Below are 23,353 nucleotides of genomic sequence, written 5' to 3' on the forward strand. Positions count from 1 at the left end.
CCGAGGCGATATCTCGATTCAATGTCCCCGCCGAGCGGGTCCCGACACGGGCTGTATAGTGACCCGGGCCACACTCGTGACGAGGAAGGTAGCGCCGATGACGGTCACCGACGAACGCGCGGACGACCCGAACTTCGAGTACGTCAGAACCGATCCCGACCGGCCGCCCGTGGCGATCATCGATCGCTCGCCGATGACGACCGGCAAGAAGATCCTGTTCGCCATCATCGGGTTGATCGGTGCGGTCTCCTGGGCGATCGTCGCCTTCGTCCGTGGCGAGAATGTGAACGCGGTCTGGTTCGTCCTGGCCGCGGTCTGCACGTACGTCATCGCGTACCGCTTCTACGCCCGGATGATCGAGATGAAGGTCGTCAAGCCGCGCGACGATCACGCAACTCCCGCCGAGGTTCTCGACAACGCCCGCGATTACATGCCGACCGACCGGCGAGTGCTGTTCGGGCACCATTTCGCGGCGATCGCCGGCGCGGGGCCCCTCGTCGGTCCGGTGCTGGCCGCTCAGATGGGCTATCTGCCGGGCACGATCTGGATCATCATCGGCGCGGTGTTCGCCGGTTGTGTGCAGGACTATCTGGTCCTGTCCATCTCGACCCGTCGTCGGGGACGGAGCCTGGGCCAGATGGCCCGCGACGAACTCGGCGCCTTCGGCGGGACGGCGGCCATCGTCGCCGTCTTCGTCATCATGATCATCCTGATCGCCGTCCTCGCATTGGTGGTCGTCAACGCCCTGGCCGAGAGTCCGTGGGGCGTGTTCTCGATCGCGATGACCATCCCGATCGCCCTGTTCATGGGCGTCTACCTGCGCTACCTCCGGCCCGGTCGGGTCAGCGAGGTCTCCATCATCGGCGTCGTGCTCCTGCTCGGCGCGATCGTCGCGGGCCGCTACGTCGGCGAATCATCCTGGGGCAACGACTGGTTCAGTCTCTCGCCGGTCGTTCTGAGTTGGGCCATCATCATCTACGGCGTGGCGGCCGCCGTGCTGCCGGTGTGGTTGCTGCTGGCGCCACGCGATTATCTCTCCACCTTCATGAAGGTCGGCACCATCGCGCTGCTCGCGCTGGGCATCCTGCTGGTCCGCCCGGTGATGGAGGCGCCGGCGGTCAGTGACTTCGCCTGGAACGGAAAGGGCCCGGCCTTCGCGGGTGCGCTGTTCCCGTTCCTGTTCATCACGATCGCCTGTGGCGCCCTGTCCGGATTCCACTCGCTGATCGCCTCGGGCACCACACCGAAGATGCTGGCGAAAGAGGGCCAGGCCCGGATCATCGGATACGGCGGCATGCTGACCGAATCCTTCGTCGCGATCATGGCGCTGATCACCGCGTGCATCCTCGACCAGCACCTCTACTTCGCGATGAACGCCCCGAAGGCGGTCACCGGCGGCACCGCCGAAGGGGCCGCGGACTACGTCAACGGTCTCGGCCTGGGTGGCACACCGGCGACCGCCGAACATCTCCAGCAGGCCGCCGATGGCGTGGGCGAATCGTCGATCGTGTCCAAGACCGGCGGCGCGCCGACGCTCGCGATGGGTATGGCCGACACCCTCCAGGACGCGATCGGCGGCGAATCGCTGCGGTCGTTCTGGTACCACTTCGCGATCATGTTCGAGGCCCTCTTCATTCTGACGACCGTCGACGCCGGCACCCGGGTCGCGCGGTTCATGCTGTCCGACGGCATCGGGAACCTACCCGGCGCAAAGCGATTCAAGGATCCGTCGTGGCGCCCCGGTGCCTGGCTGTGCACGCTCATCGTCTGCGCGCTCTGGGGATCGATACTCCTCATGGGAGTCACCGACCCGCTGGGCGGCATCAACACGCTGTTCCCGCTGTTCGGCATCGCCAACCAGTTGCTGGCGGCGGTCGCACTGACGGTCGTCACGGTCGTCCTGTTCAAACGCGGCCAGGTCAAATGGGCGTGGATCCCGGGAGTACCGCTGATCTGGGATCTGATCGTCACCATGTCCGCGTCGTGGCAGAAGATCTTCTCCGACAACCCCTCCATCGGATACTGGTCGCAGCACAGTGCGTTCGTCGATGCGAAGGACCAGGGACTGACGACGTTCAAGACGGCGAAATCCGCGGACGAGATCGACGCGGTCATCCGGAACACCTTCATCCAGGGCACACTGTCGATCATCTTCGCGGTCCTGGTGTTGATCGTCGCCGTCGTCGGCGCCTACATCTGCTTCCGGGCGCTGCGGCTGGGTGGTATGCCGACCACCGAGGAGGAGCCGGTGCCGTCGAAGATCTTCGGTCCACGCGGACTGATCACGACGCCCACCGAGAAACGGGTCCAGCGGGAATGGGACGAGTACCTCGCAGCCCATCCGGCGACCGAGTCATCGTCGAGCGGGTCATCGTCGAGCGGGTCACCGTCGAGCGAGACGGGGTCGCCATGATCGACACCGTTCGTCGCGGATGGCACGCCGTCAGTTGGTACGTCGGCAGCGTGATGGGTGACCGCGACTACGCGCGCTATCTCGAACACGCCGCACGCACTCATCCGGATCGGCCTCCGCTCTCCGAGCGGGAGTACTGGCGGCACCGGTATGCAGAACAGGACCGCAATCCCGGCGCTCGCTGCTGCTGATCGGCAGCTGATACCGGTCAGGCTCCGTTTGGTTGATCCGCTCCCGTGGCGGGTAGTACTGGATTCATGGATCACCCCGAACAGATCGTCGGCGACGCGGGCCGTCGCGACGTGGCCGACTGTGCGGAGACCGACTCGTGGTCGGTGCGAATCGTCGCCGATCCGGGGCCGCCGACGGCCACCGTCGACCGGATCCGCAACCGGCTGGACAAACGCCTGAGTGAGAGCGCGGGAATCGACTCACTGACGGTCGACACCGAAACTCTCGCGCTGAATCCGGACGGTGGCCTCCTCGTCCCCGAGCGGGTGCACAGCCTGGAAGACGAAGCGTCGGTGGTCGTGGTGATCACCGAGTTCCCGCGCGCAGACCGCCGACGAGGAATGATCGCCGAGGTCGACCACCGTCGGTCCACAGTCGTCGTGTCACTACCGGCGCTGGGCCTCGCCGCACATCGCCTGTTGCCCGTCCTGGTTGCCGCGATCACCCGCTTGCGCACGCCGGATGCGTCGAGCACGCCCCGCGGCACCCACTGGCAACCCGGCGATCGCGATGATCTCGAATATCTCGCCGGCGGAAGGTTGTTGAGCCGTACCAGGATGGTGGCCGGGATGGTCCGCGGCAATCGTCCGTGGCGGCTCATTCCGACGCTGACCGGCCTGATGGCCGCGGCCGCCGCCACCGCCAGTTTCGGTGTCTTCTACTCATCCATCTGGGCAATGGCCAACGCACTCAGCCCATGGCGGCTGGCCGGCCTCTCCCTGCTCTCCATCGTCGTGATGACGGTCTGGCTGATCGCCAACAACAGATTGTGGGAACGCCGTGGCTCCTTGCCGTCTGCGCGTGCCCGCCTCTACAACGCGGCGACCGCGACGACGGTGCTGCTCAATGCCGCGGTGCTGTATGTCGGCCTGTTCGTCGCCACGGTGTGCGCGGCACTCGCCGTGATCGACTCCGGCTTTCTGGCACAGGAGTTGGGCCGACCCAGCGCCTCGTTTCGCGATTACGTGTACCTGGCCTGGCTCGCCACCTCGATGGGTACCGTCGCCGGCGCGGTCGGATCCAGCGCCGACAGCTACGAGGACATCCTCTCCGCGACCTACGGATATCGCGAACGCGGCCGGAGGAGGGCCGAGGACGACCGCGAGCGCCGGATCGAGGCCTCGCGCGAGACCGAGCAGGGATGAGGAGGAAACATGACCACGAAGAAGCCGCAGCACATGGCCACGACACTCGTCGAGCGGGCCGGTCGCACCTACGCCGACGAGGCCGGCATCACCCTCAAGGACAAGCCGGCACCACTGTTCCAACTCCTCGTCCTCTCACTTCTGCTCAGCACCCGCATCTCTGCCGACATCGCCGTCGCGGCGGCGCGCGAACTGTTCGCCGCCGGCTACCGCACGCCGGAGAAGATGGCCGGTGCGCAGTGGCAGTCGCTCGTCGACGCCCTGGGACGCGGCCACTATGTGCGCTACGACGAGAGCACGGCCACCCGGCTCGGCGAAGCTGGCCAAAAGGTCCTCGACGACCACCACGGTGATCTGCGTGTGCTGGCGAGAAAAGCGGACGGCGACGTCGGGCGCGCCGGCGCACTGCTGCAGGAGTTCACCGGGATCGGCCCGGTCGGCGCGGACGTGTTCCTGCGCGAGGTTCAGGCGGTCTGGGAGTGGGTCTGTCCCTACTTCGACAAGCGGGCGCTCGCGGCGGCGACGGACGTAGGTCTGCCCGACGATCCCGCCGAATTGGGCAGGCTCGCCGACGGCCGACCGGCAGTCCTCGCGGCCGCCCTCGTTCGGGCTTCCCTCGACGACGATCTCCGCACGGATCTGGGCTGATCCGAAACCCCATTTCGGTCGAAATGCTGTGACGCACCGCACAGTTGGAGTGTGTTCTTCGTCACCGTGGATTTGATTGCGGAAAGTGATCATTGGTCACCAAAACGCCGCGATGCGCAGGCAATTCACAGGAATCCCCGGTGTGTTATCTGAGCGTTACCTCAATGCCGCAGGTCATCGTGTCGGCGTGACCTATCCGTTACCGGTCTTGTACGGTCGCCACCGGTCCGAAGATCAGCTGCCCAGCCCGCTATGGGGCGGCGATAGGAGGAACGATGACCATGAGCATGAAGAAGCTCGCAGTGCGCGCCGGAATCGTCGGTGCGCTGTCCCTGGCCCCACTCGCCGCCTTCGCCGGTAACGCTTCGGCAGCCGGCAACTGGGACGCCGTCGCCCAGTGCGAGAGCGGTGGCAACTGGTCCACCAACACCGGCAACGGCTACTACGGCGGTCTGCAGTTCTCGCAGAGCACCTGGGAGGCCAACGGTGGGTCCGGTAACCCGGCCAGCGCCTCGAAGGCCGAGCAGATCCGCGTGGCCGAGAATGTTCTCGCCTCGCAGGGTCCGGGCGCCTGGCCCGTGTGCGGCTCCAACCTCTGACCTCAGAGCAGAGCTCCACGTCTGACCCGTGAGCCGGGTCGAGGAGTGTCGATGTCGACACCTCTCGGCCCGGCTCACGTCGTCATGTCGCTCCGATGCCGGGCTCCGATGAGCCGTGCCACCATCGGGAAGAGCAGGACCGTCGTCGCGCCTGCCGCGACCAGGGTCGACGCCACCCCGATCGACATCAGGTCCGACGCCGTCGCGACCTGTGTCACCGCGACGATGATCGGCAGTCCCGTCGCGGCGTAGAGCGCCAGTTGTGCACGCTCATGGCCGAATTCCAGATTCGCCCCGTGGTCGATGTATCGCTCGCTCAGCCACACCGGCAGCCCTCGGGCGATCGCGATCGCTGCGACCAGGGCTGCCCACGTACCCGGGTGTCCGAGAACCGCGGTCACGTCGATACCCATCCCCGACGTCACGAAGAAGACGGGGATGAAGACGCCGAACCCGATCACCTCGAGAGACTTGCCCACTTCTTGCTGTTCGGGCCCGATGAGGCGCCGCAAGATCAGGCCCGCCGCGAACGCCCCGAGCACCACGTCGAGATCGAACACGGCCGCCACCGTCATCAGTGACACGAGCAGCAGGATGACGATCCGCACCGGCAACTGGATGGTGCCGCCGCGCATGACGGTCACGGCTCGTCGCACGCCGGGCACACGCGTGATGAGTCGTTGCGGCACAGCGCCGATGATCACCGCGGCCACGCCGAAGAGCACCAGCACCACCAGAGCTCCCACCAGGTCTCGGCTGGTCAGCAGTAGCGACATAGCCAGGATCGGCCCCAACTCCCCCACGGCACCGTGCGCCATCACCGAGCGGCCCAGTGGTGTGTCGAGAACACCGGCCTCACGGATGATCGGCAGCAGGGTGCCGAGCGCGGTCGAGGTGAGGGCGATGGCCACGGCGATGTGGGTGGAGAAACCCTCGCCCGGAACCGTCAGCGTGACGACGACCAGCGCGGACACCAGGCCGATCAGCCAGGTGAACCGGGCAACCCGCCCCGACTTGCCGCTCAGCAATTGCGGATCCAGCTCGTAGCCGGCCAACAGGAAGAGCAGTCCGAGGCCCATCTGGCTCAAGATCGCGACACTGTCGTTGTCGGCCCAGCCCAGCATGTTCGGTCCGACGACCATTCCCGCGATCAGCAGCACCACCGCATCGGGCACATAGCCGCGGGTGACCCGGGAGATCAGTGGGGAGGCCACCGCCGCTGCCGCGATCCAGAAGAGCGATTCGATCGCCGTCGTGTCCATCTCGGACGACGCTTCGGCCAGCAGCATCATGTGGAACATCCTGGCACAGCGAGGTTCCAGGCCCGATCCCGTCATGTGCGAGCGAATCGGGATCTCGACCAATCCGCTGACGAGCACCACGCGAATGCTCGATAGAAGGACCACTTCTCGACGACAAGCCGGAGGTTAGAACGCATGAGCAATCGCACACGAGGCCGTCACCGCGCTCCGAACCAGCACCGCCGCATGGCGACATTCGTCGCCGCAGGATCCGCACCTGTGGTGTTCGCGTTCGCCGCCGCCGGGGCCGCATCGGCGGCGCCGGCAGCGCCGCCGTCGCATGATCGTGCGCCCATGCCATCGATTCCCACCCTGCCTGCGATACCCGCCCTGCCCACGCCGTCACTGCCCGCGCTCGCACCGCATGTCTCGCCGCCGGCGGCGGTCTCGGGGGCCGCCGCACCGCGCGCCGCGATCAGTCCCCCGTCGGGTGACACCCAGGCAGGCGCTCAGCGCACCGGACGAGGCACTCGGGTCCAGCGGACGCAGCCGTTGGGACCACTCGATCTGAGTTCACTCCATGCACCGATGGCGGTGGCACCGGTCAAGCCGATCACGCCGACCCCGGGGACCGTGCGCGCCGGTGACCTCCAGGCACCGGCACCCGACTGGCTCTCGCCGCAACAGACGCGGCAGGTGAACGACGCTGCCGCAGGCGCCGAGGCCCAGGTCGCGGCCGCCGGTGACTCGATGGGCCTCGACCCCGCACGTTCGGACCGAGTCGCGGCAGCGACCGTCGGCGACGCGACCGCGGGCGCGGCGATCGCGACCGTGACGGTCGGCGCACCGCTGGCCGCGGCAGGCGGGGTGGTCGGCGGAGTCGCCGGGCTGGTCGCCGGTGTGCCCTTCCTGCCAGCAGGCCTGGTGGTCGGCCCGGTCGCAGGCGCCGCCATCGGGGCCGCGGTCACCGCGGCGCCGTTCACCGCCATGGGTGCCGGAATCGGCGCGGGCGTCGGGATGGCACGGGGACTCGCCGAGCCCCCGCACCGGTAGGCGCGACCGGCACCACCACACGTTGTGCAACGACACCAACAACCCGACCTGACCGTCGGGTAGGTGACAGGGTTGGAGACCACACCCGCACCGCGATTGGAGTCGCACGATGGAGACCCTCGACGACCCGGAGGCCGTCGGCAGTTCCGACGAGTTGTCCGACCGCATCAGTCTGTCGATGTCACTGTTGATGACACCCGACATGGCGAACTTCGCCGGGAACGTCCACGGCGGCACGCTGCTCAAGCTGCTCGATCAGGTGGCGTATGCGTGTGCGAGCCGCTATTCGCGGAGGTACGCGGTGACACTCTCGGTCGACCGGGTGATCTTCCGGGAACCGATCCGGGTCGGCGAGGTCCTCACCCTCACCGCGTCGGTCAACTACACCGGCCGCACGTCGATGGAGGTCGGCATCCGGGTCGACACCGAGGACGTGCACACGGGACAACGACGCCATACCAACAGCTGCTACTTCACGATGGTCGCGACCGACGACAACGGACGGCCACACGAGGTGCCGCAACTCATTCCGCGAACGGAGGTGCAGAAACGCCGCTTCCGTGACGCGCAGGACCGGCGTGCCGCGTTACGGTCCGCGCAATGATCGGTCAGCCCGCCATCTTGAGGCCGATCACGCCGCCGACGATGGCCACGATGCAGACGACCTTGACCAGGCTGACCGACTCCTCGCCCGTCGCCATCGCATAGACGACGGTGAGCGTTGCGCCGATGCCGACCCAGACGGCGTAGGCGGTTCCGGTGGGCAGACTGCGCATCGCATAGGCGAGACCGGCCATGCTCGCGATCAGTGCGACGGCGAAAACCGCGCTGGGTCCGAGCCGGCTGAAGCCCTCGGACTTGCCCATCGCGGTCGCCCAGACGGCTTCCAGGACACCCGATACGACCAGAACGAGCCAGGACATGACAGTGACCTCCAGAGCCACCGTCTTGTCGTCGGCCGGGTACGGCGGGCTCGTCCGGTTGTCATCGTCGACCGATCCAGGCTAGCAAACCGGCGATCGGGCCTCGGCGATCTCGGGCCTTGCGGACGAGGGTCAGTCCTCGGGGACGTCGTCCTCGTCGAGCGCACTCACCGCGATGCCGTACGGCAGGAACCGCACCTTCCGCTTCGGATCGGTGTTGTGCTTGTTCGCGCGCAGGGCATCGAGTTCGGTGGCATAGACCTGTTCGACGCGAGCTCCGCCTTCGTCGTCGACGACGAACACCGCCCAGACGCCGGTGCCGGTGTCACCGGTTGTCTCCGGCTCGCGGCGGGTGCGGCGCCCGGTGTCCTCGAAGATCGCCGACCACGTGCCGCCCGATCCGCCGGGACTCGCCAGGAACTTGCCGACCATGTCGCGGACCCCGTCGGTGGCCTCGCGTGCGAACCGGTCGAAATCCTCCGGGCTCATCCCGAATGGTCCGTTGTTGTCCGCCATGTGAGCCTCCTGATGCAGCGGGCCGCGGCAGTTTGTGCCGTGTCCATCCAGTCTCCACAGGTTCGGCGATCTCCGCCACCATCCCCGAGGTCGACGGGACCTCAGGCCAGGCCCGCGTCATGCATGATGATCGCGACCTGGACCCGATTCGAGGTCCCGAGCTTGCCGAAGATGTGCGAGATGTGCGCCTTGACGGTTGCCACGCTCATGTAGAGCTCCTCGGCGATCTCCGCGTTCGACGCACCTTTCGCCAGGCACACCGCGACCTCGCGCTCGCGCTCGGTCAGACTGCCGAGGGACGCGTGCCCGGGCGACGAACGGCCGGCGACACCACCGTTGTGCACCACCTGCTTGATCAGGGCGGCGGTCACCGACGGGCTCAGCGCCGGCTCACCACGAAGGACGTTCTTGATCGCGGCGACGATGTCCTGCGGTGCCGTGTCTTTCAGCAGGAATCCGTCGGCGCCGACCGCCAGCGCGCGGACCACGTAGTCGTCGGCATCGAAGGTCGTCAGGACGATGACCGACGGGGGACGCTCGACGGCCTTGAGTGCCGCGGTCGCGGCGATCCCGTCCATCACGGGCATCCGGAGATCCATCAAGACCATGTCGACCGGCTCGGCGCGGTGCCGATCGACGGCGTCCTGGCCGTTGGCTGCCTCGGCCGCGACATCCAACTCGGGATCGCCGCCGAGCAGCAGCCGCAGACCGGAACGGACAAGCGGATCGTCGTCGACGATCATGATGTGCGCGCTCATGCCTGCCACGGTAGCCAGACATGCAGGACGAAACGCCGGTCGTCGGTGCGTACTGCCGAGTGTCGGCCCCCGCTCAACGCGACCCGCTCCGCGACGCCGACGAGACCCAGACCGGAACGCGGTGGCGCAGTCGTGGGCTCGTGCCGTAGTGGGAGCGGGTTGTCGACGAGAAGGTCGACGCCCGAATCGGGATCGCCCTTGATCCGTACCGCGACGGTGGCGGCGGGCGCGTGTTTGCGCGCATTCGTCAATGCCTCCTGGAGGCATCGGTACAGGGTCCGGAATCGCGCAGGTGCGATGGCGGTCAGGTCCGCGGCGCAGAGGTATTCGATCCGCATCCCACCGGCGCGGTTCTCCTCGATCAATGCATCGAGGTCTTCGGGAAGTGCCTGCGGCACTTCGGGATCGGCGTCCCCGGGCCCCTCGCGCAGAACGCCGAGCACCTCGCGTAGCTCCGTCAGGGCGAGGTGGGAGGTCTCCTGGATCGTCTGCGCGGTCTCCCGGACCTGCCGACGATCGAGGTCATCGCGATACGCCAGCGCGCCCGCATGCATGCTGACCGTCGAAATCCGATGAGCGAGAACATCATGCATCTCACGGGCGATCCGGGCCCGCTCGACCGACCGGGCCCGGCGCACCTCGGACTCCTGCTCGGCCTCGGCAAGGGTCGCCCGTAGGCGCCAACTCGCCAGCAACTCCCGGCGTGAGCCGATGTACATCCCCCACGCGATCATCGTCGCGATGGCCGCCAGCATGGTGCCGTAGCGCACCAGCAGAGGCTCTTCGACATCGGGCACATTGAAGAATTCCTCGGCGAGGACCCCACATCCGACCGCGAGGACGGCCTGCGGAATGATCTCCCGCCATTTCCGTCTGGTCGACAACGACACCATCGCCAACGTGCTCGGCCCGAGCGAGCTCGCCGAAAGGATCCCGGCCAGATTGGTGAGGGTCGCGATTGCCACCGGATGCGAACGCCGCCACCACACGAGGACGTAGCTGACGATCCCCACGGCCAGGTCGGCCGCGAACCACCAGCGAACATGCTCCCACTGATAGCCCACCCGCGAACCCCAGGCGATCCCGGTGATCAGGAGCATCAACGCCAGGCGCCATCCGTGACTCCACCAGGTCAACGGTGGCTGATAATCCTCGGGACGCACACCCTCACGGTAGTCGGGGTGTTCCCGGGGGCACCTCATACTCGCGGCCACACCGATATCCGACTTTGGTCGCACCCGGCAATGGCCACGAGCCCGATGCGCGCGATCCCCTGTGTCGCGGACGATGGACACCATGATCACCGTCGAGAACCTCACCAAGAGATACGGCGACCACATCGCCGTCGATGACGTGTCCTTCGCCTGTAAGCCCGGTCAGGTCACCGGATTTCTGGGACCGAACGGCGCAGGCAAATCCACCACCATGCGGATCATCGCCGGCCTGACGCCTGCCACCTCGGGCACCGCGAACGTCGGTGGCACGGCGTTTCGGGACATCCCCAATCCGGCGACCCAGGTCGGGGTGCTCCTCGACGCGTCCGCCCAACACGCCGGACGCACGGGCGCCGAGATCCTACGGTTGAGTGCGATGACGCTCGGCATCCCGAAGTCGCGTGTCGCGGAGATGCTCGAGATGGTGAGTCTGACGCCCGACGAGGCCGACCGCCGTGTCCGCAACTACTCCCTCGGCATGCGTCAGCGCCTCGGAATCGCGAACGCGCTGCTGGGCGAGCCGCACATCCTGATCCTCGACGAACCGGCCAACGGGCTCGATCCCGCGGGTATCCACTGGATGCGAACTCTGTTGCGGGACTATGCGAATCGGGGCGGCACGGTATTGCTGTCGTCGCACCTGCTGCATGAGATCGAGATCATCGCCGACGAGATCCTGGTGATCGGACACGGCCGGATCGTCGCCCAGGGCACCAAAGACGAACTCCTCGCCGGAAACGGTGCCCGGGTCCGCTCACTCGACGACACCGCGCTGGCCGCGGCCCTCTCGCGCGCCGACATCCATGCCCGGCCGGCGGACGGTGGCGGTCTGACCACCGATGCCGCCCCCGAAGACGTGGGCCGGGTCGCCGCCGCATCCGGGATCGTGCTGGTGGAGCTGCGCCCGGGCGACGGTGCGCAACTCGAAGAGATGTTCCTGCAGCTCACGCAACAGACCCAACGCGAACAACCAGTCCTCCAGGGAGCACAGCCATGACCGTCCCCGTGCAGCACGCGCCCGCCGACGACACGATCGCCGTCGACCGGCGAACGTCGTCGATTCCGTTGACGCGCCTGACCGCCGTCGAACTCCGCAAACTCGTCGACACCCGCGCAGGCTTCTGGCTCACCGCGTCGATCGGCCTGATCTCGGTGGTCGTCGTGGTGGCCATGCTCATCGCGAACCGCGACAACCCCGCCGACCTCAATTTCGGTCAGTTCTTCGGGATGATGAACATCCCCACCGGGATCATCCTGCCCATCCTCGCGGTCCTGCTGGTGACCGGCGAGTGGAGCCAACGGACCGCACTCACCACGTTCACGATGGAACCGCGCCGCGAGCGGATCGTCGCGGCCAAACTCCTCGCCGCACTGGCCGCAGGCATCGGCGCCGTGGTTCTCTCGCTCGTCCTCGGCGCCGTCGGAAACGTGATCGCGGGCATCGCCTTCACCGATCCGGCGGGTGCCTGGTCGTTCACCGCGGCCGGACTGGTCAACTCGTTCCTCCTGCAGATGTTCGGCCTGCTCCTCGGCTTCGCCTTCGCCGCACTGATCCTGAACACTCCTGGCGCCATCGTCGCGTACTTCGCACTGCCGACCGCACTGTCCCTCGTCACCGAGCTCGTGCCGTGGTTCAAGGACAATCTCGGCCAGTGGATCGACACCGGATCGACGAATGCGCCCTTCCAATCCGGTGATTGGGCCACCGGGGGCGAATGGGCCCGGCTGATCGTCTCCGCAGTCATCTGGATCGCCATCCCATTGACGCTGGGGGTGATCCGGGTACTGCGCTCCGAGGTCAAGTAGACCCCGGTGCGCGTTGCGACCGGCGGGCCCACTCTCCCCGAGGCCCGCCGGTCGCACTCATCTCCGTATCGGCCGGTTCATCCGAACAACCAGGCATTCGGCGAGCAGACCACGGGAACCGGAACCCCGGGGCCGCCGGGCACGACGGGGATCTTCGCCGAGAATGCGTTGAGCACGATCGACACCGCACGCAACGAATAGCTCAACGCGAGGTGATCGGAGGTGTCGATGCCACAGCCGTCCTGCAGGGTGATGTTGCGGACGTCCGGACCGTTGAGGAAGGTCGACTGATACGGCGTGGTGACCTCGTCGTATTTCGTCCCGATGACCGTGTATTTCACCCCGGGCACCGTGTCACCACCGGCATTGAGTTTCTTCAGGAACTCCGAGTCGTACACCTGCTGGATTCCGGAGACGCCCACTCCCAGCGCGATCGGGCCGAGCACATCGATTCCGGCGTTGTTGATGAGACGCCCGAGCGTGCCGATCCCGAGCAGAGTGGTGCCGTGGTTGGTCGCACCCAATGTCACGAGCCGATCCACCTTGTCGGCACCGCCGTCGAACTTCAGGTATTGCCGCGCGACCAGCCCGCCCTGCGAGTGGCCCACGATGTTCACTTTCGAGGCGCCTGTCGAGGAGCGCACCCGATCGACGAACGACGCCAACTGCTCGGCGGACTGGGCGATGTCGCCGGTGCCGTATGCACCCGGGATCGCGCTGCCGAGCCCGCCGCCACCGGCCGCGCCCAGGATGCCGTAGTTCAGCGCGAACACGCACATGCCTGCGCGCTTCAGGTAGGGCGACAGGTAAGCCCAGTTGTTGTAGGCATTTTCCCAGGTCCCGTGCACCAGGACGACCGGCGTTCGTCCGTCGGAGGCCTTGCAGTTCCAGTCGTTCGCCCCGGGCGGCGCGACGTCGGGACTGCGGAGTCCGTTGCCGAACGCCTTCCAGAAGTCGTCTTCCTTCTTCCCGCTACCGGCCGGGACCTTCGACGTGCTCGAACCGCTCAGGATGACATCGTCGGCCACCTGCTTCTTGAGACCCGACTTGATGGTGCCATCGAGCTCCTGCTGGGTGGCCGCCGATGCCGGCGCCGCGGCGCCCCATCCCAGGGATAGGACCGCGGCCACCGCGATCGCTCCCCCCACCAGCCGCCGGCGCCACCCTCTCGACGCAATCGCTTGACCCATTCGCTCCACACTCCTTCTCGCTGTCGTCGGTGACCGCGCGATGTCCGATGACCCCCCGCCTGCAACATGCGACCGCGATCACACCTCTGCCGGAGCAAACGTAAGCACTCGCTGTCCAAAAATGAAGCAAAACATAAGTTTTGGTATCGCTAACGCCGACTATCATTCGTGAACAGTGCGGCCGACCGATCAATCGCTCGACGATTTCGTATTGGCTTGCGTGACAAACCTTTTCGTCAATAGATCCCTTGCCATTTGACTGGGTCATACGTCCCACTCGGGGTCGGTGCAGGTGCCGGGCATACGAGCATCGCCGGACTGGCGCCCCGCCAGAAGTGGCCCTAGCATCTGGACCCACGCGTCGCACGGGGGTCATCACACCGCCGGCCGGATGGCCGGCGATGCACACGCGTTCACAGGGGAGGAAAATCAATGCCATATCGGCGCAAAGCTTTTCACTGGATGACTGTCGTGATCGCCCTCGGAGTGGTCTGCGGTGGATGGATGCACACCGCTGCCATCGCATCGGCGAACCCGGGCGCCGCACTCGAGAGCACCCGGTCGGTGTCCCCGGACTGCCGCGACGTGGTGTCCGGTCACACCTGCACGGCAGGCGGCCCGGGGGCGGCCGGTCCCCTACTGCTGCGTATCAATCCGTTCGGTACCCGCATCATCGTGCTCGGAGCTGCCCTGAACCACGACGGCTCGATGAAACCCGTTCTTCTCCAACGGCTCCGCGCTGCACTGCCGTTGGCGCGCGAGGTCCCGCAAGCACGGGTGATCACGACCGGGGGCCTGCCCCGACACGGGCGAACCGAGGCTCAGGCGATGAAGGATTGGCTGGTCGTCCACGGCATCGCGCCGGTCCGGATCACCCCCGAGAACCGCTCGCGGACCACGGTCGAGAATGCGCGCAATTGCGCCCGGATCCTGTCGGCGAGCGGTTCCACCGGTGTTGTGCTCGTGACCAGCCCGAATCACATCACACGTGCGATGAAGGACTTCCGTCGGGCGGTCGGTGGCGCCATGCCCATCACGGGCGTCACCTCTCGATGACCGTCAGCGCGACGACCGGGTGCCGCCTGCCGTCCAGGCGAGCAACCGGTCGACGGGCCACGTCGTCACGATCCGATCCGGCTCGATTCCCAGACGCTCCGCTCGTTGGGCGCCGAGCGCCTTGAAGTCCAACTGCCCGGGCGCGTGCGCGTCGGAATCGATCGCGAACAGGCAGCCGAGGTCATACGCCACTTCGATGAGATCATCCGGCGGGTCGACACGTTCGGGGCGGGAGTTGATCTCCACGGCCGTGTCGTGATCGGCACACGCGGCGAAGACCTCTGCGGCATCGAAGGCCGATTGCGGGCGCGCACCCCGACCGCCGGCCACCCGGCGACCCGTGCAGTGGCCGAGCACGTCGACCCGCGAATCGGATGCGGCCGCGACCATCCGCCGGGTCATCGGCGCCGCATCCATCCTGAGTTTCGAATGCACCGAAGCAGTGACCACATCGAGATCGTCGAGCAGTTCGTCGGTCTGGTCGAGTGATCCGTCGTCGAGGATGTCGACCTCGATGCCCGTCAGGATGTGACAGGTCCCGTCCGAGCTCCGGTTCAGGTCGGCGATGTCGTCGATCTGGCGTCGGAGTCGTTCGGGACTGAGCCCGTTGGCCACCGTCAGACGCGGCGAATGGTCGGTGATCGTGAGCCACTCGTGCCCCAGGGCGGTCGCCGCCCGCGCCATCTCGTCCAGGGGCGCGCCGCCGTCGCTCCAGTCGGTGTGGGCGTGGAGGTCGCCGCGGATGGCCAGGTAGAGATCGCCGCCGCCACTCGCGAGTGATTCCGGCGATGTCTCCTGCACGTCCGCCAGGTATCCGGGCAGCTCACCGGCAACCGATTCGGCGATCACCGACGCCGTCGTCTTCCCGATCCCGACGATCGAGGTCAGGGTCCCGGCCGTGGCCCGATCGGTCAGTTCCTCGACACCCACGCGTTCCGCGGCGCGCGCCGCCTTCCGAAACGCCTCCACCCGATACGTACTCTCTCGCCTTCGCTCCAACAGCCAGGCGATCCGCGTCAAGGCGACGACCGGGTCGACCGGGGCCGCGATCGGGACGAACGATCTCATGGCCGATCGCCGGACTCCCCGCCTGCGCGTGCCTGCGCATCGGCATGGCGCTGGTGCAGCCGTTCTCGGACGTCGTCGGCACTGTAGGCGTTGCGCTGACGCTGATCTCGGGCGACCAACACCCCGCCGGCGGCCATCCCGACCGCGCCGGCCAGGCCGACCCACTTCCACGCTCTGTGCATGTGCTCGAGGATAGTGTCTGATCTACGCTGCACTCGTGCGCACAGGACACGATCTCGGCGGCGACCATCCCGTCGTCGGCCTCGACGACGCGCTCGACGCCACCCGCACGGGCGACATCTGGTTGTTCCGTGGAAGTTCCGGGCCGGATCGGGCCATCCGGGCCCTCACGAACGCCCCGGTCAACCACGTCGCGATGACCGTCGCCATCGATGATCTGCCGCCGCTGCTGTGGCACGCCGAACTCGGCGACCGACTGACCGATGTCTGGACCGGCAGCACTCATCGCGGTGTGCAACTCCACGACGGCCGCGAAGCGATCGAGCAGTGGATGAACCGCTACGAGCAGGACTGCTGGCTGCGGCAATTGACCCCGGACGTGACCACCGCGCAGGAGGACGCGCTGCTGAAGGTGATCGCTCGCCTCGACGGCACCCCGTTCCCGGCCACCGCACGCCTCGCCGGCCGGTGGTTCCGGGGTCGGGTTCCCACCAGCGTCGATCTGGTCCGCGGGATCCCGTATCTGGATCGTCTCGCCCGCGACCGCCGGGCGAGACGACGCCCGCGCAACGAGAGCCTGCAGGCCGCCTACTGCGCCGAGGTCGTCGCGATCACCTACGCCGAGATCGGCCTGCTCGATGTCGCCAAGGACTCCAACTGGTTCGACCCGGGACGGTTCTGGAGCGGCGACCAGTTACCTCTCGCTGCCGGATACCGGCTCGGCGACGAGATCGCTGTCCATCGGTGATCCTGCACCCGTGCGGACGATCGTCCGGCGTCCGCGACCACATTCAGTCAGAGGGAGGCCTCCACCTCGGCCCGCCCGAGCGTGGGATCCGGGCCCAGGTCACGGCGGGGTTCGGTGTGCGGCTTGGTCGTTCCGTCGGCGACCCTGGCGCGGGCGGAGGTGAACTCGGGCGCCTCGCCCATGGTGGCGTGCAACCCGTTCAGCGCCGCCCAGACCGCGCTGCGACGTCCGCGGCGTTCGATGGGATTGGGCGGACGGTGCATCACCAGCTGGGCGGCCCACTCCGGCATCGTGTCCCGGATGGCCCAATCGACCGCAGCCTGAACCGGATTCGTGAGATTCGGTCCGGTGGCGATCGCATTGCCATGTGTCAGGGCCAGTTTGGGTAGATACTCGGCGAGGCACGAGAGGGTGTCGGCCTTGGTGGCAGGCAGATCGGTGCCGCCGAGCGCGTGTCCGACACGCACGAATTCCGCGTAGTAGCGATCCAGTTCCGGGCCACGCAGCGGTTTCGGATGATAGATCTCGTGCGCGGTGGCGATCCCCCAGACGACCGTGGCGTAATTCCATCGCAGCCATGCCGGATCGTCCGCGTCGTAGGTGAGGCCGTCGGGACGCTCACCCTTGATGGTGTGGTGCATCGCACGCACGGTGGTGGCGAGGCGTTCGGCGGTCTCCGTGGTCCCGTAGGCGGTACCGATGAAGAAGGCCACCGAATGCCCCAGGCGAACGGCCGCACCGGTGGGGTCGATACGTCCGGTCGGCTCGCCGTCGTCGTCCTTCTGCACCAGACGCGAATGATGCACACCCATCCAGAAGATGCTCGGATCCAGCCGCTCCAGATACGACGCGCACTGCAGACCGAAGATCAGGGCGGGCGTGTGCGCATGGACATACCAGGTCGCGCTTTCCGGCCCGAACCATCCCGGGTCCCCGGCCGGCTCGGAGAACTCCATCCCGCGGAAGTACCTGGTCCGGATGTTCTTCTCGAAACGGTCATTGAGCCACAGGCCCGCCAGTTGATGCGGCAACGGAAACGGGAACGGAAGTGAACTCAGGGACATCGACATCGGACTCGCCCTCGCTGTCGGTTGTGGTTACAGACGTGACCAGAATATCGTCTGGGTACAGATGTGACCAGACTTGATCGATTCTCGTCGGCGGACGTACGCTGGTCCGATGTCCAGCCCCACCCGATGGGCCGGCGTCCCGCTGACCGACCGCCGCACCGAACGGCGCGCGCTGCTGGTCGATGCCGCGTTCACGGTGTTCGGCGCCTCGGGTGCGCCGGGTCTGTCGGTGCGATCGGTCTGCCGGGAGTGCGGCCTCAACACGCGCTACTTCTACGAGAGCTTCGCCGGCACCGATGAGCTGCTCGGCGCCCTCTACGACGGCGTGGCACAGGAACTCGCGACCGTCGTCGAGGACGCCATGGCGGTGGCCGGCCCGTCGATCCGGGCCAGGACCACAGCAGGCATCCGTGCCGTTCTCGGTTTCGGTTCCGGCGATCCCCGCCGCGGCCGCATCCTGTTCACCGAGGGGCGGTCGAATCCGGTGCTCGTCGCCCGACGAGCCGCGACCCAAGATCTGCTCATGGAGCTGGTTCTCACCGAAACTGTTGCTGCTCAACGACTTCCCGACGGTTTGCCCAGTCGGGTCGGCGCCATCATGTACACCGGCGCGATGGCCGAACTGGCCCAGCAGTGGCTCGCAGGCAACCTTGGCGACGACCTCGACGCGGTGGTCGAACAAGCGGCCTACCTGGTGCTGCGCTGACCGGCTTCCAGCAGGGCCCACAGAGGCCTTGACCGCCAGCGATTCTCGGAATCAGCTGAGACGCCTGGGTGAGAACTGACAGGAAACCCGAGGTCCGTTTCTTCACGTTCTCTCATACTGCGACGGCATCGTGGTGTCGTGAACCAATCCCAGCCGAACGAGGGCAACCGGGCTGAACACGACGATGTCGACAGCAGCCCGATCACCCAACCATTCACCCAGCAGAGTCCGCCTCAGCCACCGAACCCTCACTGGGATACCTATCAGCCGAGCGCGTATCCGCCTCCGCCGGTGGCAGATCGCCCACGCAGCCTGGCCCGGCCGATCGTCGCGACCGCTGTGCTCGCGGGTCTCGTCGGCGGAGCCGTCGGGGTGGGCGGCAGTGCGTTGCTGAATCGTTCGGACGCGAGCCCGTCGGTCCCGTCACTCACCTCGCAGCCCGCGTCCGCGGCCAACGCCGCGGACGTGAAGCCCGGCTCGGTGACCTACGCCGCGCAGGTGGCCTCCAAATCGGCCGCCGACATCAAGGTGAGCACCGGCCAGGGAACCGCGGTCGGCAGCGGGATCGTCCTGTCCCCCGACGGCTATGTGCTGACCAACAACCACGTGGTCGCGGCGGCCGGCAACGGCAGCACCATCCAGGTGACGACCAGCGACGACAAGACGCACACCGCCAAGGTCACCGGCACGTCCCCGTCCTATGACCTGGCGGTCATCAAACTCGACAATGCCTCCGGACTCACCCCCGCCGCGCTGGGCGATTCGAGCGGCCTGCAGGTCGGCGAGCAGGTCGTCGCGGTGGGCAGCCCCGAGAACCTGTCGAACACGGTCACCTCCGGCATCGTCAGCGCTCTGTCGCGCACCGTCACCGCAGGCGACGAGAGCGGATCCGGGCTCACCGTCTACAACGGCCTGCAGACCGACACCGCCATCAATCCCGGCAATTCCGGTGGCCCGCTGGTGAATCTGAAGGGTCAGGTGGTGGGGGTGAACTCCGCCGTCGACACCGGTCAGAGTTCCAGCGGCGGGGTCCAGGCCTACGGACTCGGCTTTGCCATCCCGATCAACGCCGCCAAGCGCATCGCGAACGAACTGCTTCAGGACGGCCAAGCAACGAAACCTGTTCTGGGCGTGTCGGGTTCGCTGGCCTCAGCCAACGGCGACCAAAACGTCGAGGGTGCCCAGATCTCGGCGGCGCAGCCGGGTGGCGCGGCCGCGGACGCCGGCCTCAAGGCCGGCGACGTGATCACCAAGATCGGCGACACACCGATCAGCGATTACGCCGACCTGATGGCACAGGTCCTCACCCACGCCCCCGGCGACACCGTGCCGGTCACCGTCGGGTCGGGGAACAACGCACGCACCGTGCAGGTGAAACTCGGCAGCGCGGTCGACAAGGAACAGACGACCATTCCGGAGTCCGGCGGCCAGGGCGGTCGATCCGACGGCCAGGGCGGCTTCGGCGGCCAGGGTGGCGAGTCCGGCGGATCAGGACTGCCCTTCGGCGGCAGCCCCTTCGGCATGGTGCCCTAGAGAACCCCGGGGGAGCGGGGCGGCTCCGTCGATCACCTGATCGACGGAGCCGTTTGCCTGTCCGGCCCTCGTCGCGTGCTGGTCGCGCCGTCGCATCGACGGTCAGCCCACCGTGATGGCGTCGAGCCGCTCCTTGATGAAGTTCCCAGAGATCACCGGCGGACGGCCGGCGTGCCGGCCCACCGGCGGTTCGAGCGGTGACACGATCGCGTCGTGATCGAGCTCATAAAAGAAGATGAGTGACACCAGATCCTCCTCTGGCGCATCGGGTTGCGGCGGCAGGACGCGATGGCGCCCCGCCGGCCACCGGCCGCCCGACCAGTACTCGAGCAGATCGCCGATGTTGATGGTCAACGCGGCCGGATCGAATGGTGCGTCCGCCCAGCCGGTTTCGTCGCTGTACACCTGGAGGCCACCGGCGCCGGGCTCGCGGTCGAGCACCGTGACCGTACCGAAGTCGGTGTGCGGGCCGATCCGGAACTGGCCCGGTTCCGGATCTCCCACCACCGCCATCGGCGGGTAGTGGTTGATGTTCGACGTCCACGTGGAATTGCGTGCCAGCTCCTGGAAGGGATTCGCGTCGCCCACGAGCCCCAGTGACGCCGACATGAGCGCCAGCAGATCGTCGGAGAGTGCCTTCACCTGAGAAGTCCACTCGGTGAACAGTTCACGCAGGCGCGGCACCTCGGCCGGCCACACGTCCGGAGCGAACCAGTAGTCGTCGACCTCCGCAACACCCACCCGGGTCTGGGCGCCGGAGTTGTAGGTCTCCTTCAGGTCCGGCGGCGTCTCGGTACCCTCCGCATAGCCGTTGGCCTCCATCCCCGGCCCGATCCAGCCACGACCCCCGACTCCCACCGAGTACTGCTCTTTGACGTCGGTGGGCAACGCGAAGAACTGACGGGCGGCGGTTCGCAGCGTCGCCGCCAGATCGGGATCGATGCCGTGTCCGGTGACCAGAAGGAAGCCCGCCTTCTGCAGCGATTCGTCGACGGCCGCACACACCTGGTCGGCCGCCGCTCCCCCGGCCCGCCACTGCGCGATGTCGACGGTGAGGATCGGGCTCGCGGTCATACGTTGCCTCCGGTCAGCTTGGGTGCCGTCGCGTCCGCGACACCGATGTCCTCGTTCCACAGGGTGGGGTTCGCGGCGATGAAGTCGGCCATCATCGCCACGCACCGACCGTCGTCGACCACGGTCACCTCGACCCCGTTGTCCCGCAACCAGTCCTCGCCGCCGGAGAAGGTGCGGTTCTCCCCGACCACCACCGCACCGATCCCGAACTGACGGATCAGCCCACTGCAGTACCAGCAGGGCGCCAAGGTGGTGACCATGATCGTCGACGAATAGTCCCGCTGGCGTCCCGCCGCCCGGAAGGCATCGGTCTCGCCGTGCACCGACGGGTCGTCGTGCTGGACCCGACGATTTCGCCCCTCCCCGAGGAGGGTGCCGTCCGCGGCGAACAGGGCGGCTCCGATCGGGATACCCCCCTCATCCAGGCCGAGGCGCGCCTGACGGTAGGCGACGTCGAGCAGGACGGCCAGATCGAGGTCGGGCACTGCATCGGTGCGGCTTGTCATGCAGACGAGCCTGCCCCGGTACGACGCCGTGGACAACGGACAGTCCGTCGCCTCGCAAACCCGGACAGACGTGCATATCGTCGGACCATGTCCTCTGCTCCCGCGGCGCTGCCGACCTTGCGCGAGATCGTCGAGCGCCACCTGCACCGCGCCGACCCGCGGGTGCTGACCGCGCACGATCACCTCGACGTCCCGGTCGGTTGGGTGCACTCCAGCGAGATCTTCGAGATCGGTCCGCTGCTGTCCGGTGGTGAGCTCCTCCTCACCACCGGCCTCGGGCTCGGCGGACTGGACGCCGGCACACGCAGGCACTATGTGCGCGACCTCGCCGAGCGCGGTGTCGCCGGCCTGGCTTTCGAGATCGGCCGGACCTTCGACGCGATTCCGGAGGAGATGGTCCGGGAGGGCTCGGCGCGCCGTCTACCGATCATCGAGCTGCGTCGCGTGCTGCCGTTCATCGAGGTGTGCCGCGAGGCGAACACGTCCATCGTGACCGGCGAGCTCGCCGGCCTACGCCTGCGCGCGGTGCTCGACGATGCCCTGCACGCGGATCTGTTGGCCCCCGGCGCAGTGGCACGGATGCTCGCCCATGTGTCCGAGGTGACCGGCCACCCGATCGCACTGGTCGGTTCCGGCGGAGCACTGCTCGCCGCCCATGGCGTCGACGACGATCGATCGGCCTGGCGGATGGTCGACGCCGCGACGGCCTCGGCGGCAGTCATGGCGCGGGATCGCGAGATCGCCCGCCTGATTGCCGGAGGGGACTCGGCAGGCCACCCGCCACCCGTGGTCGCCATGATGCTGGCGGCCGCGGCCGGTCCGATCGCAGCAGCCCTGACCCGTTCCGGTACAAGGGGTTCCGCGGTGGGTACTCGTCTCGTCGAGGAGATCGTCGGCGGGCGGCACGTCCGCCGTGCGGATCTCTTCGCACGTCTCGTGAGTTCCGGGGTCCCGGTCACCGACTCGACGCGGCTCGTCACGGTGGCGGCCGAGGCGCCCGACCCGAGGATGGTGGAAGCGGCACTCGCACGCTCGGCGTCGGCCCTTCCCGGCCTGGTGCAGGCGACGATCGACGCCACCGTGTACGCGCTGGTGGCCGCGCCACGCTCCGAGCACGGTGACGATCCGGTCCAGCGGGTCACCGACACACTCGTCGGCCTCGGCCAGCAGGCCGGCCGGATCACCGCCGTGGTGGGCGAGGCCCACTCGCTCGACGCAGCGAACCCAGGGGCCGAACTCTCCGCGACCCTGGCCGCATCGTTGCACCGTTGCGCCGAAAGGCTGCCGATCGCCGTGGGTCTGATGCGCGACGGTGTCACCGACAAACGGATCTTCACCGGCCGCGAGCTCGTGGCCGACAGCGCCGCGCGGTCAGCCGACCCCGAGATCCACGACGAGTTACGCCAGCTCATCGCACCCCTGATTGCCCACGATCGCAGCCAGTCCACCAATCTCGTCACCACCCTCGACGTCCATCTCCGTCACGGATGCAGTGCGACCCGGTCTGCCGAGGTCCTCCATCTGGGCAGGCAGAGTCTCTACCAGCGACTCGACCGCATTCGCGGACTCCTCGGCTTCGACCCGACCTCACCGGCAACGTACACGTCGATGCTGCTGGCCATCAGTGCGTTCCGCTCACAGTCGCAGACACCGCCCGGGCGGCCGTGAGGACGGA

The 23,353-nt window shown here is 67.4% G+C and carries 25 protein-coding genes and 1 riboswitch; of the genes, 14 read left to right on the top strand and 11 right to left on the bottom strand.

Going from position 1 to position 23,353, the window contains the following annotated elements:
* The first annotated feature begins 97 nt into the window (after positions 1 to 97).
* The 5 genes from OVA31_RS02625 (at position 98) to OVA31_RS02645 (ending at position 5,036) form a co-directional block, all read left to right on the top strand.
* On the top strand, positions 98 to 2,413 hold the full coding sequence (locus OVA31_RS02625) for a carbon starvation CstA family protein (protein WP_267629571.1): 2,316 nt from the start codon (positions 98 to 100) through the stop codon (positions 2,411 to 2,413).
* Entirely contained in the window at positions 2,410 to 2,604 is a 195-nt protein-coding gene (locus OVA31_RS02630; protein WP_267629572.1) for a YbdD/YjiX family protein, read from the top strand. The genes OVA31_RS02625 and OVA31_RS02630 overlap by 4 nt, the downstream gene beginning before the upstream one ends.
* A 66-nt stretch (positions 2,605 to 2,670) precedes the next feature.
* Positions 2,671 to 3,789 carry a hypothetical protein gene (locus OVA31_RS02635; RefSeq protein ID WP_267629573.1) on the top strand — a complete coding sequence of 373 codons (1,119 nt, stop codon included), beginning with the start codon at positions 2,671 to 2,673 and terminating at the stop codon, positions 3,787 to 3,789.
* A gap of 9 nt (positions 3,790 to 3,798) precedes the next feature.
* Positions 3,799 to 4,437 carry an endonuclease gene (locus OVA31_RS02640; protein WP_267629574.1) on the top strand — a complete coding sequence of 213 codons (639 nt, stop codon included), beginning with the start codon at positions 3,799 to 3,801 and terminating at the stop codon, positions 4,435 to 4,437.
* Between the two features lie 275 nt (positions 4,438 to 4,712).
* A complete protein-coding gene (locus OVA31_RS02645; protein ID WP_267629575.1) occupies positions 4,713 to 5,036 on the top strand; it encodes a transglycosylase family protein in 324 nt (107 codons plus the stop codon).
* Positions 5,037 to 5,110: 74 nt separating this feature from the next.
* Here the strand turns inward: OVA31_RS02645 and OVA31_RS02650 are convergent, their stop codons facing one another.
* Complete coding sequence (locus tag OVA31_RS02650; RefSeq protein WP_267631379.1) at positions 5,111 to 6,325, bottom strand: cation:proton antiporter; 1,215 nt, start codon at positions 6,323 to 6,325, stop codon at positions 5,111 to 5,113.
* A gap of 147 nt (positions 6,326 to 6,472) precedes the next feature.
* Between OVA31_RS02650 and OVA31_RS02655 the strand changes: the two genes are divergently transcribed.
* Together OVA31_RS02655 and OVA31_RS02660 are read left to right on the top strand one after the other, a co-directional pair.
* Positions 6,473 to 7,330: a hypothetical protein gene (locus tag OVA31_RS02655; protein ID WP_267629576.1), complete on the top strand. Its 858-nt coding sequence runs from the start codon at positions 6,473 to 6,475 to the stop codon at positions 7,328 to 7,330.
* A gap of 109 nt (positions 7,331 to 7,439) precedes the next feature.
* Positions 7,440 to 7,934, top strand: a complete 495-nt coding sequence (locus OVA31_RS02660; protein WP_267629577.1) for an acyl-CoA thioesterase — start codon at positions 7,440 to 7,442, stop codon at positions 7,932 to 7,934.
* Positions 7,935 to 7,938: 4 nt separating this feature from the next.
* Here the strand turns inward: OVA31_RS02660 and OVA31_RS02665 are convergent, their stop codons facing one another.
* From OVA31_RS02665 to OVA31_RS02680, 4 genes are all read right to left on the bottom strand, one after another.
* The gene (locus OVA31_RS02665; protein ID WP_267629578.1) at positions 7,939 to 8,253 is read right to left on the bottom strand and encodes a DMT family transporter; all 315 of its coding nucleotides are present in this window, start codon (positions 8,251 to 8,253) and stop codon (positions 7,939 to 7,941) included.
* A gap of 14 nt (positions 8,254 to 8,267) precedes the next feature.
* A riboswitch (guanidine-III (ykkC-III) riboswitch) is annotated at positions 8,268 to 8,330 on the bottom strand.
* Between the two features lie 55 nt (positions 8,331 to 8,385).
* Positions 8,386 to 8,769, bottom strand: a complete 384-nt coding sequence (locus tag OVA31_RS02670; protein WP_267629579.1) for a hypothetical protein — start codon at positions 8,767 to 8,769, stop codon at positions 8,386 to 8,388.
* Positions 8,770 to 8,870: 101 nt separating this feature from the next.
* Complete coding sequence (locus tag OVA31_RS02675) at positions 8,871 to 9,527, bottom strand: response regulator (RefSeq protein WP_267629580.1); 657 nt, start codon at positions 9,525 to 9,527, stop codon at positions 8,871 to 8,873.
* Entirely contained in the window at positions 9,524 to 10,690 is a 1,167-nt protein-coding gene (locus tag OVA31_RS02680; RefSeq protein ID WP_267629581.1) for a sensor histidine kinase, read from the bottom strand. Before OVA31_RS02680 ends, OVA31_RS02675 begins: the two co-directional genes overlap by 4 nt.
* A 133-nt stretch (positions 10,691 to 10,823) precedes the next feature.
* Between OVA31_RS02680 and OVA31_RS02685 the strand changes: the two genes are divergently transcribed.
* Together OVA31_RS02685 and OVA31_RS02690 are read left to right on the top strand one after the other, a co-directional pair.
* On the top strand, positions 10,824 to 11,738 hold the full coding sequence (locus OVA31_RS02685; RefSeq protein ID WP_267629582.1) for an ABC transporter ATP-binding protein: 915 nt from the start codon (positions 10,824 to 10,826) through the stop codon (positions 11,736 to 11,738).
* Positions 11,735 to 12,547 carry an ABC transporter permease subunit gene (locus OVA31_RS02690; RefSeq protein ID WP_267629583.1) on the top strand — a complete coding sequence of 271 codons (813 nt, stop codon included), beginning with the start codon at positions 11,735 to 11,737 and terminating at the stop codon, positions 12,545 to 12,547. The genes OVA31_RS02685 and OVA31_RS02690 overlap by 4 nt, the downstream gene beginning before the upstream one ends.
* Before the next feature lie 77 nt (positions 12,548 to 12,624).
* On the opposite strand, the gene OVA31_RS02695 is transcribed toward OVA31_RS02690, so the two are convergent.
* Positions 12,625 to 13,737 carry an esterase/lipase family protein gene (locus OVA31_RS02695; RefSeq protein ID WP_267629584.1) on the bottom strand — a complete coding sequence of 371 codons (1,113 nt, stop codon included), beginning with the start codon at positions 13,735 to 13,737 and terminating at the stop codon, positions 12,625 to 12,627.
* A 462-nt stretch (positions 13,738 to 14,199) separates the two neighbouring features.
* Here OVA31_RS02695 and OVA31_RS02700 point away from each other — a divergent pair, with 462 nt between their 5' ends.
* Positions 14,200 to 14,793: a YdcF family protein gene (locus OVA31_RS02700; RefSeq protein ID WP_267629585.1), complete on the top strand. Its 594-nt coding sequence runs from the start codon at positions 14,200 to 14,202 to the stop codon at positions 14,791 to 14,793.
* A gap of 3 nt (positions 14,794 to 14,796) precedes the next feature.
* On the opposite strand, the gene OVA31_RS02705 is transcribed toward OVA31_RS02700, so the two are convergent.
* Both OVA31_RS02705 and OVA31_RS02710 read right to left on the bottom strand, forming a co-directional pair.
* On the bottom strand, positions 14,797 to 15,861 hold the full coding sequence (locus tag OVA31_RS02705) for a PHP domain-containing protein (protein ID WP_267629586.1): 1,065 nt from the start codon (positions 15,859 to 15,861) through the stop codon (positions 14,797 to 14,799).
* Positions 15,858 to 16,043, bottom strand: a complete 186-nt coding sequence (locus OVA31_RS02710; RefSeq protein ID WP_267629587.1) for a hypothetical protein — start codon at positions 16,041 to 16,043, stop codon at positions 15,858 to 15,860. Before OVA31_RS02710 ends, OVA31_RS02705 begins: the two co-directional genes overlap by 4 nt.
* Before the next feature lie 35 nt (positions 16,044 to 16,078).
* Between OVA31_RS02710 and OVA31_RS02715 the strand changes: the two genes are divergently transcribed.
* Positions 16,079 to 16,789: a guanylate cyclase gene (locus tag OVA31_RS02715; RefSeq protein WP_267629588.1), complete on the top strand. Its 711-nt coding sequence runs from the start codon at positions 16,079 to 16,081 to the stop codon at positions 16,787 to 16,789.
* Positions 16,790 to 16,836: 47 nt separating this feature from the next.
* Here OVA31_RS02715 and OVA31_RS02720 read toward each other — a convergent pair whose 3' ends face one another.
* Positions 16,837 to 17,859, bottom strand: a complete 1,023-nt coding sequence (locus tag OVA31_RS02720) for an oxygenase MpaB family protein (RefSeq protein ID WP_267629589.1) — start codon at positions 17,857 to 17,859, stop codon at positions 16,837 to 16,839.
* A gap of 109 nt (positions 17,860 to 17,968) precedes the next feature.
* Between OVA31_RS02720 and OVA31_RS02725 the strand changes: the two genes are divergently transcribed.
* Positions 17,969 to 18,565: a TetR/AcrR family transcriptional regulator gene (locus tag OVA31_RS02725; protein WP_267629590.1), complete on the top strand. Its 597-nt coding sequence runs from the start codon at positions 17,969 to 17,971 to the stop codon at positions 18,563 to 18,565.
* Positions 18,566 to 18,703: 138 nt separating this feature from the next.
* On the top strand, positions 18,704 to 20,098 hold the full coding sequence (locus tag OVA31_RS02730; RefSeq protein WP_267629591.1) for a S1C family serine protease: 1,395 nt from the start codon (positions 18,704 to 18,706) through the stop codon (positions 20,096 to 20,098).
* A gap of 102 nt (positions 20,099 to 20,200) precedes the next feature.
* Here the strand turns inward: OVA31_RS02730 and OVA31_RS02735 are convergent, their stop codons facing one another.
* Both OVA31_RS02735 and OVA31_RS02740 read right to left on the bottom strand, forming a co-directional pair.
* Positions 20,201 to 21,172 carry an isopenicillin N synthase family dioxygenase gene (locus OVA31_RS02735; protein WP_267629592.1) on the bottom strand — a complete coding sequence of 324 codons (972 nt, stop codon included), beginning with the start codon at positions 21,170 to 21,172 and terminating at the stop codon, positions 20,201 to 20,203.
* The gene (locus OVA31_RS02740) at positions 21,169 to 21,678 is read right to left on the bottom strand and encodes a nucleoside deaminase (protein ID WP_267629593.1); all 510 of its coding nucleotides are present in this window, start codon (positions 21,676 to 21,678) and stop codon (positions 21,169 to 21,171) included. The genes OVA31_RS02735 and OVA31_RS02740 overlap by 4 nt, the downstream gene beginning before the upstream one ends.
* An 87-nt stretch (positions 21,679 to 21,765) precedes the next feature.
* On the opposite strand from OVA31_RS02740, the gene OVA31_RS02745 reads away from it, so the two are divergent.
* Entirely contained in the window at positions 21,766 to 23,346 is a 1,581-nt protein-coding gene (locus OVA31_RS02745) for a PucR family transcriptional regulator (protein ID WP_267629594.1), read from the top strand.
* Positions 23,347 to 23,353: the final 7 nt, after the last annotated feature.

Origin of the sequence: Gordonia sp. SL306, assembly GCF_026625785.1 — a bacterium.
GTDB lineage: Bacteria > Actinomycetota > Actinomycetes > Mycobacteriales > Mycobacteriaceae > Gordonia.

Excerpts from the sequence above, each read along its gene's own strand:
- OVA31_RS02640 (WP_267629574.1), top strand. The coding sequence starts at position 3,799 with ATGACCACGAAGAAGCCGCAGCACATGGCCACGACACTCGTCGAGCGG.
- OVA31_RS02720 (WP_267629589.1), bottom strand. The coding sequence starts at position 17,859 with ATGTCGATGTCCCTGAGTTCACTTCCGTTCCCGTTTCCGTTGCCGCAT.
- OVA31_RS02630 (WP_267629572.1), top strand. The coding sequence starts at position 2,410 with ATGATCGACACCGTTCGTCGCGGATGGCACGCCGTCAGTTGGTACGTC.
- OVA31_RS02645 (WP_267629575.1), top strand. The coding sequence starts at position 4,713 with ATGACCATGAGCATGAAGAAGCTCGCAGTGCGCGCCGGAATCGTCGGT.
- OVA31_RS02655 (WP_267629576.1), top strand. The coding sequence starts at position 6,473 with ATGAGCAATCGCACACGAGGCCGTCACCGCGCTCCGAACCAGCACCGC.
- OVA31_RS02635 (WP_267629573.1), top strand. The coding sequence starts at position 2,671 with ATGGATCACCCCGAACAGATCGTCGGCGACGCGGGCCGTCGCGACGTG.
- OVA31_RS02685 (WP_267629582.1), top strand. The coding sequence starts at position 10,824 with ATGATCACCGTCGAGAACCTCACCAAGAGATACGGCGACCACATCGCC.
- OVA31_RS02660 (WP_267629577.1), top strand. The coding sequence starts at position 7,440 with ATGGAGACCCTCGACGACCCGGAGGCCGTCGGCAGTTCCGACGAGTTG.
- OVA31_RS02705 (WP_267629586.1), bottom strand. The coding sequence starts at position 15,861 with ATGAGATCGTTCGTCCCGATCGCGGCCCCGGTCGACCCGGTCGTCGCC.
- OVA31_RS02650 (WP_267631379.1), bottom strand. The coding sequence starts at position 6,325 with ATGCTGCTGGCCGAAGCGTCGTCCGAGATGGACACGACGGCGATCGAA.
- OVA31_RS02710 (WP_267629587.1), bottom strand. The coding sequence starts at position 16,043 with ATGCACAGAGCGTGGAAGTGGGTCGGCCTGGCCGGCGCGGTCGGGATG.
- OVA31_RS02665 (WP_267629578.1), bottom strand. The coding sequence starts at position 8,253 with ATGTCCTGGCTCGTTCTGGTCGTATCGGGTGTCCTGGAAGCCGTCTGG.
- OVA31_RS02745 (WP_267629594.1), top strand. The coding sequence starts at position 21,766 with ATGTCCTCTGCTCCCGCGGCGCTGCCGACCTTGCGCGAGATCGTCGAG.
- OVA31_RS02700 (WP_267629585.1), top strand. The coding sequence starts at position 14,200 with ATGACTGTCGTGATCGCCCTCGGAGTGGTCTGCGGTGGATGGATGCAC.
- OVA31_RS02670 (WP_267629579.1), bottom strand. The coding sequence starts at position 8,769 with ATGGCGGACAACAACGGACCATTCGGGATGAGCCCGGAGGATTTCGAC.
- OVA31_RS02740 (WP_267629593.1), bottom strand. The coding sequence starts at position 21,678 with ATGACAAGCCGCACCGATGCAGTGCCCGACCTCGATCTGGCCGTCCTG.
- OVA31_RS02690 (WP_267629583.1), top strand. The coding sequence starts at position 11,735 with ATGACCGTCCCCGTGCAGCACGCGCCCGCCGACGACACGATCGCCGTC.
- OVA31_RS02625 (WP_267629571.1), top strand. The coding sequence starts at position 98 with ATGACGGTCACCGACGAACGCGCGGACGACCCGAACTTCGAGTACGTC.
- OVA31_RS02725 (WP_267629590.1), top strand. The coding sequence starts at position 17,969 with ATGTCCAGCCCCACCCGATGGGCCGGCGTCCCGCTGACCGACCGCCGC.
- OVA31_RS02735 (WP_267629592.1), bottom strand. The coding sequence starts at position 21,172 with ATGACCGCGAGCCCGATCCTCACCGTCGACATCGCGCAGTGGCGGGCC.
- OVA31_RS02695 (WP_267629584.1), bottom strand. The coding sequence starts at position 13,737 with ATGGGTCAAGCGATTGCGTCGAGAGGGTGGCGCCGGCGGCTGGTGGGG.
- OVA31_RS02675 (WP_267629580.1), bottom strand. The coding sequence starts at position 9,527 with ATGAGCGCGCACATCATGATCGTCGACGACGATCCGCTTGTCCGTTCC.